The sequence below is a fragment of the Burkholderia puraquae genome (genome assembly GCF_002099195.1).
GTDB classification, from domain to species: domain Bacteria; phylum Pseudomonadota; class Gammaproteobacteria; order Burkholderiales; family Burkholderiaceae; genus Burkholderia; species Burkholderia puraquae.
Map to the genome: position 1 here is coordinate 268,884 of NZ_NBYX01000005.1, position 12,978 is coordinate 281,861.

The window sequence follows — 12,978 nt, forward strand, 5'->3', positions numbered from 1 at the left end:
GGTACGTGAATGGCAGATGGCCGCCCGGAGGCGGCCCATCGAATGGCAGGCGGATCAGCCGAGAGAGCGGGGTGTCGTGTCGCCGGCGTTCTGGCGGCCGAGCCCGCCGCGCAGGCTCGCTTTCGTGCCTGCACCAAACTCGGGCAGGATGCGCGCACGCGCACGGCTGGCGAACACGAGGAAGCCGAAGCCGTTCGCTTCATACCAGTAACCGCCGTTCTCGAGGCCGTCCAGCGGCTGCTCGAGCGCATTGGCGATCGATTCGATGCAGCGCTTGCGCAGCTCGGCGATGGCGGGATAAGGCGGCTGGGCGCCGCGCACGCTGCACAGGAGCACGTCGAGACCGGGCAGCACATGCGCGTACAGGACAGGTTCGTCCTGCGCGCGGGCGCGGGCAATCTTGGTGTCGAGCTGGGCAAACGGTTTCGAGTGGCGCAATACCGCGAGGAATGACTCCTGGCCATCCTGCTGGGCACGCCGACGTTTTTTCGGGAAGGACATAAACACTCGCCTCAAAAACAATTGCAAGAAATGCGGCACTTTCATGCGACCCACTCCCGGCTATGTACGCCGCATGTCGATCCTTTATAGCACACGAAAATGCTGCCTTCGTGCAGTACGACGATCAATGTCTCCCGTCGACCTGCTCGCCATGATCGACACAGCCAGCGTCTTGGCGCCCGTACTGTCGTTTAGTCTCCATCATAGACCTGCTTTTCCCGCGCGTGCATTCGCCCGTCACAAAAAAGTGAGATAGGCCGCATGCGGCGGTGCATCGCGCGCAATAAAAAGGCCCGCACGGGGCGGGCCTGGCAGGCGGGGCGCTCGGCGATCAGCGCTGCTTGAGCGAATCGCGGATCTCGCGCAGCAGCACGGTGTCTTCGGGCGTCGCGGCCGGTGCGGCTTCGTCCGGCTTGCGCAGCTTGTTGATGAATTTCACCATCAGGAAAATGATGAACGCGAGGATGACGAAATTGATCGCGACGGTGATGAACGAGCCGTAACCGAACGCGGCGACACCCGCTGCCTGCAGGTCCTTGAACGAATCGGGATTACCCTTGAACGTCGGGGGGATGGTGCCGAGCAGAACGAACTTGTTCGAGAAATCCAGACCGCCCGTCAGCACGCCGATGACCGGCATGATGAGGTCTTTCACGACCGAGTCGACGATCTTCGAGAACGCGCCGCCGATGATCACGCCGACGGCGAGATCCATGACGTTGCCCTTGACGGCGAACTCCTTGAATTCCTTGATGATGCTCATGAGCGGCTTTCTCCTGGTTGGGGCGAGGGGAGGCGTGCCGCGACGCGCAGGGATGCAGAGCGTCGAATGAGGGTCGGTGGCACGCCGATGGCCGCATGATAGCGAACGCTCCCCATTGCCGGTAGCCCATCTTGAAATGATTGACAAATCCGCGCGTCGGCGCGGCCGGCCATGCAGGGGAGCGTGGCGTGCGTTGCAGCGCGTCGCGGGTGCATCGACGCGCTACGTGGCGTCAGGTGTTGTCGTCGGTCCAGCCGTCGTCGTTGCTGCCGAGATCCATGCCGCCGCCGCCGTTGCCGTCGCTCCAGTTCGACGCGTCGCCGCGGCCGAGGTCGAAGCCCGGGTCGTTCTCCTGCCGGCGGCGCTCGCCGTCTACGATCACGTCGCGTTCGACCACGCGCTCGCGGCCGCCCGACATCGCCTCGCCGAGCAAGACGCCGGTCAGCAGCCCGCCCATGCCGCCGCCGAAACCGCCGCCGCCTTGCTGAATCACGACAGGCGGTTGCTGTTGCGGGTAGGGTGGCTGCGGATACGGCTGGCCTTGAGCGCCCGTCATGCGATCGGCTTCCTGTGCGTATACGGAGCCGCTGCCGTTCACCGGTGCAGCCGGTTGCGCGGCCGGATCGGGACGGCCTTCGACGCGTGCCTTCACGCTCGCATGGCGCTGCTCGAGTTCATCGACGCGATACGGCGGCACCGGATTCTTGCCGTTCGACAGCGCTTCGACGAGCGTGCGCGCGTCGGTCTCGATCGCTTCGAGTTCACCCGTGAGCGCCGCGGCGCCGGGCGCCGTCGACAGCTTCGCGTCGAGTTTCAGCGGACGGATGTCGTTCAGCACGTCGGTGGCGCGCTTGAGCTGCGTGCGGCGTTCGTCGTCGGCGCGGCTGTCGTCGGCCGTGCGTGCGCGCCGCAGCGTCCAGCGCAGTACCAGTGCGATCACCGCGACGATCAGCCCGAGGCCGATCCACATGCCGGTCGACGGGCCGTGTTTCTCGGCCGGTGCGACAGCGGGCGCGAGCGACGATTGCAGCGTGCCGGCCTGCGTGGCCGACGGCACGTTGCCGCTCGCGCGCGCGGCGTCGGCGCGGATGCGCGACTCCGTCTGCGCGAAGCGCGTCGCGTCGGTGAACTTCAGTTGCGGATCGAGCGACTTCGCGCGCTGCAGCTGGGCGAGTGCGTCGGACGCGCGACCCTCACGGTCGAGCACCTGCGCATACAGGTAGCGCGCGTGCGCATTGTTCGGATGGGCATCGATGACTTGCGACAGCTGCGTGTCGGCTTGCTGCCAGTTGCGTTGCGCGATCGACTGCTCGACCTGCTGCAGCGACGGAACCGCAAACGCGGCGGACGACAGCAACATCAGCGAGAGGCCGAGTGCGGCGAGAGATTTCTTCATGGTCGAACCGGGCGCGGGCGCCCGTCTCCTGACGATCGGTTCGCGCCGCGCGCCCGGGGCGGGCGGCGGCGCGGTTGCCCGCAATTTCCGTTACTGCGCGGGCGTGTCGAGCTGCTTCTTCAGCGCGGCGAGGCGATCCTCGACCGACGGGCCCTTGTTCAACGCGGCGAGCTTGTCGTCGAGCGCCTTGCCGCTCGACGTGTCGGCCGAATTCAGGCGTGCGTCCGAGCGCGCATTCTGCAGCGCGACCTTGTCCTCGAGCTTCTGGAAGTCTTCGGACAGGTTCTTGCCGCCGATGCCGCCCAGGGCGCTCGCCGCGACGTCCTTCGCCTGCGCGATTTCCTGCTTGGCCTGCAGGATGTTCGAGCGTGCATTCAGGTCGTTGCGGCGCTGACGCATGTCGGCGATCTGCCCCTTCAGCTTGTCGACCGACGGCTCGAGCGTCGACAGTTCGGCTGCGAGCGCGTCGCGCTCGGCTTCCGCGTTCGACTGTGCGCCGAGCGCCTCGCGTGCGAGTGCCTCGTCGCCGGACTGCAGCGCACGCTTCGCGCCGTCCTCGTACTTCTTCACCTTGTCGTCGGCCGCATCGCGCTTGCTGCGCTGGGTCGCGACCTGTGCCTCGATCTCGATCAGCGAATTCTCGGCACGGCCGATGCTGTCGTCGAGCTCCCGCACGATCTGCCGTGCGTCGCGCGACGGATCCTGTACCGAATCGGCCGCATCGTTCAGCAGGCCTTTGATCGTGCGCGAAACAGAGTCGAAAAGCGACATGAAATCCTCCGTGGTTGAAAGGCGCCGCGTGACCGCGGCAGTGCCCGCTGCGAGCCGGTTCCGACCCGCATGAGCCGGCGGATATTACACCACCGGTTCACTTAAATACGGCTTAAACGCGCGAGTTCAAGCGGCTTGCGCATCAGGATGCCGAACCTTTCGCGATTGAAAGAAAATCGGCGGTGCGCGCCATATTGCGTGTCCATGATAGGCAGAGGATGCCGACAATACGTTCCTCAAATCACGGCATTGCGGGAATTTTTACAAAAAATCGCGAAGGCACCCGGTCGATTTCATTAAAATGCGCTGTCACGTCGCGGGAACGGATCGCCGCGCGGCGGGGTCTGTCGACGTGACAGCCGCATCACGCTGTACCTGCTCTGATTCATCCGCTTGCATTTCCGCATGCGTCCGAGGGCGCCACGACCGCCCGCCATTCCGACATGCCAATTATCAAACGACCGCCTTCTTCTTCCGACAGGAACGAACCCCACTACACGTTGCGCCGTTCGCCGTCCGGAGCCTATTACCCCGATGACGACGATCGCGACGACGACCGCCGCACCCAGCGCAGCGGCGGCGGCGGGCACCGTCGCTCGTTCGGCTCGCGCGTCGTGCTGTGGTTCGCCGGCCTGTTCGTGACGCTGGCGATCGTCGGCGCGCTGATCGTCGGCTACGCGCTGGTCGTGATGGCGCCGCAACTGCCGTCACTCGATGCGCTGACCAACTACCAGCCGAAGGTGCCGCTGCGCGTGTTCACGGCCGATCACGTGCTGATCGGCGAGTTCGGCGAGGAGCGCCGCAGCCTCGTGCGCTTCCAGGACATTCCCGACGTGATGAAGAAGGCCGTCCTCGCGATCGAGGACTACCGCTTCTACGAACACGGCGGCGTCGACTTCGTCGGCATCCTGCGGGCGGGTGTCGCCGACCTGATGCATGGCGGCGCGCGCCAGGGCGCGAGCACGATCACGATGCAGGTCGCGCGCAACTTCTTCCTGTCGAGCGAGAAGACCTACACGCGCAAGATCTATGAAATGCTGCTCGCGTACAAGATCGAGAAGGCCCTGACGAAGGACCAGATCCTCGAGCTGTACATGAACCAGATCTATCTCGGCCAGCGCTCGTACGGCTTCGCGGCCGCCGCGCGCGTGTACTTCGGCAAGGACCTGAAGGACATCACGGTCGCGGAAGCGGCGATGCTCGCCGGGCTGCCGAAGGCACCGTCCGCGTACAACCCGGTCGTGAACCCGAAGCGTGCAAAGGTGCGCCAGGAATACATCCTGAAGCGCATGCTCGAGGTTGGCTACATCACGCAGCCGCAGTACGACGAGGCCGTGAAGGAAGAGATCCACGTGCGTACGCCGGGCAACCAGTACGCGGTGCACGGCGAATACGTCGCCGAGATGGTGCGGCAGATGATGTACCAGCAGTACAAGGATGAAACCTATACGCGCGGGCTGACTGTCACGACGACGATCAACTCGTCCGACCAGGAAGCCGCGTATCAGGCCGTGCGTCGCGGCATTCTCGACTACGAGCGCCGCCACGGCTATCGCGGGCCGGAAGCATCGATCAAGCTGCCCGCGGCCGGCGACGACCGCGACGAGGCAATCGACGACGCGCTCGCCGATCACCCGGACAACGGCGACCTGCAGTCGGCGGTCGTGCTGTCGGCGTCGCCGGGCGCGGTCGAGGTGCAGTTCGTCGGCGGCGCGACCACGACGATCGGCCCGGCCGGGCTGCGCTTCGTCGCGGCCGCGCTCGGGCCCCGCGCGAACGACACGCTGCGCATCAAGCCGGGCTCGGTCGTGCGCGTGCTGAAGGACGGCAAGACGGGCTGGCAGGTCGTGCAGCTGCCGCAGGTCGAAGGCGCGCTCGTCGCGATCGCGCCGCAGGATGGCGCGATCCGTTCGCTCGTCGGCGGTTTCGACTTCAACAAGAGCAAGTTCAACCACGTGACGCAGGCATGGCGGCAGCCGGGCTCGTCGTTCAAGCCGTTCATCTATTCGGCGTCGCTCGACAAGGGCATGGGGCCGGCGACGATGATCAACGACGCGCCGCTGTATTTCCCGCCGAGCGTGCCGGGCGGCACCGCCTGGGAGCCGAAGGACGACGACCAGCCGGATGGCCCGATGACGATGCGCACCGGCTTGCAGCGTTCGAAGAACCTCGTGTCGATCCGGATCCTCGCGTCGATCGGCACGCAGTATGCGCAGCAGTACGTGACGCAGCGCTTCGGCTTCGATCCCGCGAAGACGCCGCCTTATCTGCCGATGGCGCTCGGCGCGGGCCTCGTGACGCCGCTGCAGCTCGCGACCGGCTATGCGGTGTTCGCGAACGGCGGCTACAAGGTCGATCCGTACCTGATCGCCGAGGTCGACGACGCACGCGGCCAGCCGTTGCAGAAGTCGCAGCCGGTGCTCGCGGGCAGCACGGCGCCGCGCACGATCGAAGGCCGCAACGCGTACGTGATGAACAGCCTGCTGCATTCGGTCGCGACGGCCGGCACGGGCGCGGGCACCAACGCACTGGGCCGCAGCGACCTGCAGGGCAAGACGGGTACGACGAACGACGCGAAGGACGGCTGGTTCGCCGGCTACCAGCAGTCGCTCGTCGCGGTCGCGTGGATGGGCTTCGACCAGCCGAAGAGCCTCGGCAGCCGCGAATTCGGCGCGCAGCTCGCGTTGCCGATCTGGGTGAACTACATGCGCACCGCGCTGAACGGCGTGCCCGAGCAGCAGATGCCGATGCCGGACGGCCTGACCTCGATCGACGGCGAGCTGTACTACGCCGATCGCACGCCGGGCAACGGCTTCGTCGCGAACGTCGACATCAACCCGGCCGAGAACGCGATCAGCGCGAACGACGCACTCGGCTCGGCTGGTGCGGCGGGCCTTGCGCCGCCTCCCGTGACGGCGCAGGAGAAGCAGCAGATCATGGACATGTTCGAGAACAAGTAAGCGGCACGCCGCTGTTCCGGTATGCGACGGGCGCCTTCGGGCGCCCGTTTGTTTTTACGGCACCGGCAGACGGCGGCAGAAGCGGAATCAGAACGACGCGCAGGCCGGTATGAGCGTCATGCCGACCGCCTGCTGATGGAATCGCTCCGTGTACGCTTGCCGGATCGCGGCGAGCCGCGCACGCGTGTCGGGCGTATCGTCGGCAACGATACGGATCACAAAGCTGTCTTCGCGGGTGATCCCGCCGCGTGCGCGGTCGCGCCACTGGCCGTGCGTGTCCCAGTAGGTGAGGCCGTCGGGGAACCGCGGCGTGACCGTGTCGGCGAGGAACGTTGCACGTTCCGCATCGGTGACGGGGCCGCGGCCGGCGATGTCGCGCCCGAACAGCAGGTCGGCCTGCAGCATGCGGTTCTCGCCCGGCTGCGTGCAGGCCGACGGTGCGCCGACGACGGGCGAGGGCGGTGCCGCGCAACCGGCGAGCAGCGCGATCGCGACGCCGCCGATCACGGGCACCGCGCGGTGCCGCCAGGTCGCGGCGCATGTGGCTGGCGGCTGCATTTGCCCATTTCGTGTCGATCGACCTCCGCGCACGCAAAACGCTGCGCGCTCAACCACTTGCGTGCTCGTCCGGCGGGTTATCAACAGGGCTGTCAACATAATCTGGGGATAACCCTAGGTTTGTCCGCGTGTGCCCGATGCGGGGTCAGGGATGCAATTTCGCGTGCGCGAGATGCATGCCGAGCGTGCCGGGGTCGGTATTGGTGCCCGACAGCAGCACGCCGACGCGCTTGCCCTGCAGCGTTTCGCGCAGCGGGCCGAGCAGCGCGGCGAGGGCGGCCGCGCACGCCGGTTCGACCGACAGTTTCAGTTGCGAGAACAGGAACAGCATCGCGGAACGCAGCGCGTCGTCGGACACGGTGACGATGCGGTCGACGTGGCGCCGGCACAGCTGGTAGCTGTATTCCTCGGTATGCGGCGCCATCAGCGAATCGGCGATCGTCTGCATCGCGCTCATCTTGATCGTGTGATTGGCCGCGAAGCTGCGGCTCATCGCATCGGCGCCTTCCGGCTCGACGCCATACACGTGCACGCGCGGATTCGCGAGCCGCAGTGCGGTCGCCATGCCGGCCGCGAGCCCGCCGCCGCCGATCGGCACGATTACCGCGTCGAGGTCGGGGGTCTGCGTCGCCCATTCGTAGCCGAGCGTCGCGGTGCCGAGGATCGTGTGATAGCCGTTGAACGGATGGATGAAGAAGCGGCCTTCCTCGGCCTCGATGCGCCGCACGAGATCGAATGCCTGCGACGCGCTGCCCGCGAGCACGACTTCCGCACGGTACTGCTTGCACTGCGCGATGCGCGCCGGGCTCGCGGTGTGGAACATCACGACCTTTGCGCTGCTGCCGAGCCGCATCGCCGCATATGCGACGGCCGCTGCATGATTGCCGGCCGACACGCAGGTAACACCCGCATTCTTGCGGGCCTCGTCGAGCGCGAGCAGATGCGTGAACGCGCCGCGCGCCTTGAAGCTGCCGCTCGCCTGCAGCAGCTCGAACTTGAAGTTGACGTGCGTGCCTTCGAGGGACGGCAGGTCGGCGCGTTCGAACACGGGCGTGCGCGCGACCCACGGTGACAACGCGAAATGCTGCGCGGCGATTTCGTCGAGCGTCGGGATCGGCTCGCCGTCGATCGTCGTATGGGCGATGCCCTGTTGTTCAGTCGACATGACGTGGCGGGTGGCGGAGTGGGCCGGCCCGCACACGCGGGCCGGCGTGGCGGGAGGCAGTCAGTGCGCGTCGACCGACATGCTGCGGATGAACTTGCGCAGGAACTGCTCGCAGCCGGCGAGCTGCGCGAGCTCGACATATTCGTTCGGCTTGTGCGCCTGCTCGATGTTGCCGGGCCCGCATACGACGCTCGGGATGCCCGCGCGTTCGAACAGGCCGGCCTCGGTGCCGTACGCGACCTTGCGCTTGTCCTGGTCGGCCGTCAGCGCACGCACGAGCTGCGTGATCGCGGCCTGTTCGGTGGCGTCGAGGCCCGGCGCCGCAGCGATCTTCGAAAACTCGATCGCGGCATTCGGATGCTCGCGCAGCATCTGCGGCAGCAGCGTGTCTCGTGCATACGCTTCGATGCGCGTGAAGATCTGCTCGGGATCGAGCGTTGGCAGGTTGCGGAACTCGAAGTCGAAGCGGCATTCGGCCGGCACCGTGTTGATCGCGTTGCCGCCCTGGATCGTGCTCGTTTGCGCAGTCGTGAACGGCACGTCGTACAGCGCATCGAACGGGCCTTCGGCACGGAAGCGGTCGGCGATGTCGCGGATGTGGCAGATCAGGCGCGCCGCATACTCGATCGCGTTCAGCCCCTTCGGCGTCAGCGACGAATGCGCCGCGTGGCCGCGCACGCAGCAACGGTATGCGTTGATGCCCTTGTGCGCGATGATCGGCCGCATGCTGGTCGGCTCGCCGACGATGCAGCCGGACGGTTGCACGCCGCGCTTGACGAGGTCGGCGATCATCAGCGGTGCGCCCGCGCAGCCGATTTCCTCGTCGTAGGACAGCGCAAAATGGATCGGCTTCGCGAGCTTCGTCGCCTGCATCTCGGGCAGCAGCGCGAGCGCCGCGCCGATGAAGCCCTTCATGTCGCAGGTGCCGCGGCCGTACAGGCGGCCGTCGCGGATTTCCGGCGCGAACGGGTTGCTGTCCCATTGCTGGCCGTCGACCGGCACGACGTCGGTATGCCCCGACAGCACGATGCCGCCGTTCGTCGAGCCGTCGTGCGCGGGCACGGTCGCGAACAGGTTCGCCCAGCCTTCGCGCGGATCGTGCGTGATCGTCGAAACAATGCCTTTCGCGGCGAGCGCGTCGCGCACCGTTTCGATCAGGCCGAGGTTCGGCACGCGGCTCGTCGTGTCCATCGACACCAGTTGCTTGATCCAGGGCAGGCTGACGAGCGACGCGTCGCCTTGGTCGGCGGCGGACGGCGCCGTCGCGTCGAGAGTGGACATGGCAAAACTCCGTCTGATGAATGGGAAAATCATACTCAAAAACGCGTCGGCCCGCCTTCGCCGGACGCGATGCGGTGCAGCAACGCCGCACCCGCCGGTATCGCGTCAGCGCACCGCGGCAGCCGCTCCCTGCTTGGGGCTGAGCGCGCGCAGCGTTTCCTTGATCGTCGACACGCGGATCGCGAGATCGGGCGAGCGCGTCTCGATGCGCAGCTTGTCCTGGCCCGCGAGCTTGATGTGCCGGTGCTTCTGCACCATCTCGATGATCCGCATCGGATCGATCGGTGGATTCGGCTCGAACTGCAGCCCGATCGCAACCTCGCTCGCGTCGATCTTCACGATGCCGAGCGGCTTCGCGGCGATCCGCAGCCGGTGCGTCTCGACGAGTGCGTGCGCCTGCGGCGGCAGCTTGCCGAAGCGGTCGATCAATTCTTCCTGGATGCCGTCGATCGCGTCGCCGTGCTCGCAGTTCGCGAGACGCTTGTAGAGCGACAGCCGCTCCTGTACATCCGCGCAGTAATCGGCCGGCAGGATCGCCGGCGCATGCAGGTTGATTTCCGTCGTCGCGGCGAGCGGGGCGGTGAGGTCGGGCTCCTTGCCGTTCTTCAGCGCCTTCACCGCGTCGTTCAGCATGTCCGTATAGAGCTGGAAACCGATCTCGTGGATCTCGCCCGACTGCTTGTCGCCGAGCACTTCGCCGGTGCCGCGGATCTCGAGGTCGTGCATCGCGAGATAGAAGCCCGAACCGAGTTCCTCCATCTGCTGGATCGCTTCCAGCCGGCGCTGCGCCTGCTTGGTCAGCGCCTGCGGATCGTGGACCAGCAGGTACGCGTACGCCTGGTGATGCGAGCGGCCGACGCGGCCGCGCAGCTGGTGGAGCTGCGCGAGGCCGAACTTGTCCGAGCGATGCATGATGATCGTGTTCGCGCTCGGCACGTCGATGCCGGTCTCGATGATGGTCGTGCACAGCAGCACGTTCGCGCGCTGCGCGACGAAATCGCGCATCACCCGTTCGAGTTCGCGTTCGTGCATCTGGCCGTGCGCGATCACGATGCGTGCTTCGGGCACGAGCGCCTCGAGCATCGCCTTGCGGTTCTCGATCGTCTCGACCTCGTTGTGCAGGAAGTACACCTGGCCGCCGCGCTTCAGCTCGCGCAGCATCGCCTCGCGGATCACGCTTTCTTCCTCGCGGCGCACGAAGGTCTTGATCGCGAGCCGCTTCTGCGGCGCGGTTGCAATGACCGAGAAATCGCGCAGCCCTTCGAGCGCCATCCCGAGCGTGCGCGGGATCGGCGTCGCGGTGAGCGTCAGCACGTCGACTTCCGCGCGCAGCGCCTTCAGCGCTTCCTTCTGGCGCACGCCGAAGCGGTGTTCCTCGTCGATGATCACGAGCCCGAGGCGCTTGAACTGCACGTCCGACGACAGCAGCTTGTGCGTGCCGATCACGATGTCGACGCTGCCTTCGTTGATCTGCGCAATCGCCGCGTTGACTTCCTTCGTGGTCTTGAAGCGCGACAGCTCGACGATCCGCACCGGCCAGTCCGCAAAGCGGTCGACGAAGGTCTGCGTGTGCTGCTCGGCGAGCAGCGTGGTCGGCGACAGCAGCGCGACCTGCTTGCCGCCCAGCACCGCGATGAACGCGGCACGCAGTGCGACCTCGGTCTTGCCGAAGCCGACGTCGCCGCACACGAGGCGGTCCATCGGCTTGCCGCTCGTCATGTCGCCGATCACGGCCGCGATGGCGGCCGCCTGGTCGGGCGTTTCCTCGAAGCCGAAGCTTTCGGCGAACTTCACGTAGTCGCGCGGATCGAGCGAGAACGCGTGGCCTTCGCGGGCCGCGCGGCGCGCGTACAGGTTCAGCAGCTCGGCGGCCGTATCGCGGATCTGCTGCGCGGCCTTGCGCTTCGCGCGCTCCCACTGGCCGGAGCCGAGCGCGTGCAGCGGCGCGCTGTCGGGATCGGCGCCGCTGTAGCGCGAGATCACGTGCAATTGCGCGACGGGCACGTAGAGCTTGCTGTCGCCCGAGTATTCGAGATGCAGGAATTCGGTCTCGCCTTCGCCGAGATCCATCGACACGAGGCCCATGTAGCGGCCGATGCCGTGCTGCGCGTGGACGACCGGGTCGCCGATCTTCAGTTCCGACAGGTCGCGCACCATCGCGTCGACGTTGCTGGCCTGTTCCTGCCGGCGGCGCCCCGCGCGGCGGCTGAGCGCGCCGTACAGCTCGGTTTCGGTGACGACCGCATAGCCTTCGCCCGGCACCGCGAAGCCATTTGCGAGCGGTGCGACGCCGAGCGCGAAGCGTTCGTCGCTCTCGAGCCAGCCCGCGAAGTGGTCGTTCGACGCGGGGCGCAGATGGTGTTCGGCGAGCAGTTGCAGGATCGTCTCGCGGCGGCCGGCCGATTCGACGGTCAGCAGGATGCGCTTGCCTGACGATTCGACGAACGTGCGCAGCGACGCGAGCGGATCGTCGGCATGGCGATCGACGGTGAGCTCGGGCAGCGCCGTCGCCCAGCCGCCGGCCGGCTGCGCGGGCAGCACGACGCGGGCGAACGGCTTCGCGAACGCGAAGAAATCCTCGTCGGACAGGAACAGGCGCTGCGGTTCGAGGATCGGCCGCTCGCGATCGTGCGCGAGGAACGCATGGCGCTGCTTCGTATCGGCCGTGAAGCGGCGGATCGACGCTTCGAGATCGCCGGCGAACACGAGGTGCGCGTCCTGCGGCAGGTAGTGGAACAGCGTGGCGGTTTCGTCGAAGAACAGCGGCAGGTAGTACTCGATGCCGGCCGACGGCACGCCGTTGCCGATGTCCTTGTAGATCGGCGCGCGGCTCGGGTCGCCTTCGAAGGTTTCGCGCCAGCGGCTGCGGAAGGCCGTGCGCGCGGCTTCGTCGAACGGAAACTCGCGGCCGGGCAAGAGGCGCACGTCGCGCACCGGGTAGAGGCTGCGCTGCGTGTCGGGGTCGAACGCGCGGATCGAGTCGACCTGGTCGTCGAACAGGTCGATCCGGTACGGCAGCGGCGAGCCCATCGGGTACAGGTCGATCAGCGAGCCACGCACACAGTATTCGCCGGGCCGCACGACCTGGCTCACGTGTTCGTAGCCGGCCAGCGTGAGCTGCGCCTTCAGCTTCGCTTCGTCGAGCCGCTCGCCCTGTGCGAATGCGAACGTGTACGCGGCCATGAACGACGCGGGCGGCATCCGGTACAGCGCGGTGGTCGCGGGCACGAGCAGGATGTCGCAGCGGCCCTCGCCGAGATCGTGCAGCGTCGCGAGACGCTCGGATACGAGGTCCTGGTGCGGCGAGAACGTGTCGTACGGCAGCGTTTCCCAGTCCGGCAGCAGGCGCACGCGCGTATCGGGCGAGAAGTAGCGGATTTCCTGCGAGAGCCGCTGCGCGTCGACCGCGTTCGCGCAGATCACCGCGAGGAGCGGCACGTCCTGGCGGTTGTCGGCGAGATAACGGGCGATGGCGAGCGCGTCGGCGGAACCATGCGCGCCGTCGAAGGCGAAACGCTGGCCGGGTTTGACGCGGGCAACGGGCGAGGCGGACGGGGTGGAAGCGTTATCTGGCATAGGGACG

The 12,978-nt window shown here is 66.9% G+C and carries 9 protein-coding genes; 1 reads left to right on the forward strand and 8 read right to left on the reverse strand.

All coding sequences use genetic code 11. From position 1 onward, the window contains the following. Nucleotides 1–54: 54 nt before the first annotated feature. The 4 genes from B7G54_RS12700 to B7G54_RS12715 form a co-directional block, all read right to left on the reverse strand. Nucleotides 55–501 (reverse strand): hypothetical protein, encoded by a 447-nt coding sequence (locus tag B7G54_RS12700; protein WP_027784713.1) that lies wholly within the window; start codon nt 499–501, stop codon nt 55–57. A 331-nt stretch (nt 502–832) separates the two neighbouring features. Then, nucleotides 833–1,264 (reverse strand): large conductance mechanosensitive channel protein MscL, encoded by a 432-nt coding sequence (mscL, locus tag B7G54_RS12705; RefSeq protein WP_059233903.1) that lies wholly within the window; start codon nt 1,262–1,264, stop codon nt 833–835. Between the two features lie 232 nt (nt 1,265–1,496). Then, the gene (locus B7G54_RS12710; RefSeq protein ID WP_085039406.1) at nt 1,497–2,660 is read right to left on the reverse strand and encodes a tetratricopeptide repeat protein; all 1,164 of its coding nucleotides are present in this window, start codon (nt 2,658–2,660) and stop codon (nt 1,497–1,499) included. 90 nt (nt 2,661–2,750) lie between these two features. Next, nucleotides 2,751–3,431, reverse strand: coding sequence for a PspA/IM30 family protein (locus tag B7G54_RS12715; RefSeq protein ID WP_011352396.1), 681 nt, complete (start codon nt 3,429–3,431; stop codon nt 2,751–2,753). 443 nt (nt 3,432–3,874) lie between these two features. Between B7G54_RS12715 and B7G54_RS12720 the strand changes: the two genes are divergently transcribed. After that, nucleotides 3,875–6,391: a penicillin-binding protein 1A gene (locus B7G54_RS12720; RefSeq protein WP_085039407.1), complete on the forward strand. Its 2,517-nt coding sequence runs from the start codon at nt 3,875–3,877 to the stop codon at nt 6,389–6,391. Between the two features lie 87 nt (nt 6,392–6,478). Here the strand turns inward: B7G54_RS12720 and B7G54_RS12725 are convergent, their stop codons facing one another. The 4 genes from B7G54_RS12725 to mfd form a co-directional block, all read right to left on the reverse strand. Beyond that, nucleotides 6,479–6,949, reverse strand: a complete 471-nt coding sequence (locus B7G54_RS12725; RefSeq protein ID WP_244289330.1) for a DUF3574 domain-containing protein — start codon at nt 6,947–6,949, stop codon at nt 6,479–6,481. 145 nt (nt 6,950–7,094) lie between these two features. Then, complete coding sequence (locus B7G54_RS12730) at nt 7,095–8,114, reverse strand: threonine/serine dehydratase family protein (RefSeq protein ID WP_085039409.1); 1,020 nt, start codon at nt 8,112–8,114, stop codon at nt 7,095–7,097. A 60-nt stretch (nt 8,115–8,174) separates the two neighbouring features. Beyond that, nucleotides 8,175–9,395, reverse strand: coding sequence for an acetylornithine deacetylase (gene argE / locus B7G54_RS12735; protein WP_085039410.1), 1,221 nt, complete (start codon nt 9,393–9,395; stop codon nt 8,175–8,177). Nucleotides 9,396–9,500: 105 nt separating this feature from the next. Then, nucleotides 9,501–12,971, reverse strand: a complete 3,471-nt coding sequence (gene mfd / locus B7G54_RS12740; RefSeq protein WP_085039411.1) for a transcription-repair coupling factor — start codon at nt 12,969–12,971, stop codon at nt 9,501–9,503. Nucleotides 12,972–12,978: the final 7 nt, after the last annotated feature.

What these genes read in the sequence shown, in the direction of transcription:
- B7G54_RS12700 (WP_027784713.1), bottom strand. Translation starts at nt 501, where the DNA reads ATGTCCTTCCCGAAAAAACGTCGGCGTGCCCAGCAGGATGGCCAGGAG.
- mscL (WP_059233903.1), bottom strand. Translation starts at nt 1,264, where the DNA reads ATGAGCATCATCAAGGAATTCAAGGAGTTCGCCGTCAAGGGCAACGTC.
- B7G54_RS12710 (WP_085039406.1), bottom strand. Translation starts at nt 2,660, where the DNA reads ATGAAGAAATCTCTCGCCGCACTCGGCCTCTCGCTGATGTTGCTGTCG.
- B7G54_RS12715 (WP_011352396.1), bottom strand. Translation starts at nt 3,431, where the DNA reads ATGTCGCTTTTCGACTCTGTTTCGCGCACGATCAAAGGCCTGCTGAAC.
- B7G54_RS12720 (WP_085039407.1), top strand. Translation starts at nt 3,875, where the DNA reads ATGCCAATTATCAAACGACCGCCTTCTTCTTCCGACAGGAACGAACCC.
- B7G54_RS12725 (WP_244289330.1), bottom strand. Translation starts at nt 6,949, where the DNA reads ATGCAGCCGCCAGCCACATGCGCCGCGACCTGGCGGCACCGCGCGGTG.
- B7G54_RS12730 (WP_085039409.1), bottom strand. Translation starts at nt 8,114, where the DNA reads ATGTCGACTGAACAACAGGGCATCGCCCATACGACGATCGACGGCGAG.
- argE (WP_085039410.1), bottom strand. Translation starts at nt 9,395, where the DNA reads ATGTCCACTCTCGACGCGACGGCGCCGTCCGCCGCCGACCAAGGCGAC.
- mfd (WP_085039411.1), bottom strand. Translation starts at nt 12,971, where the DNA reads ATGCCAGATAACGCTTCCACCCCGTCCGCCTCGCCCGTTGCCCGCGTC.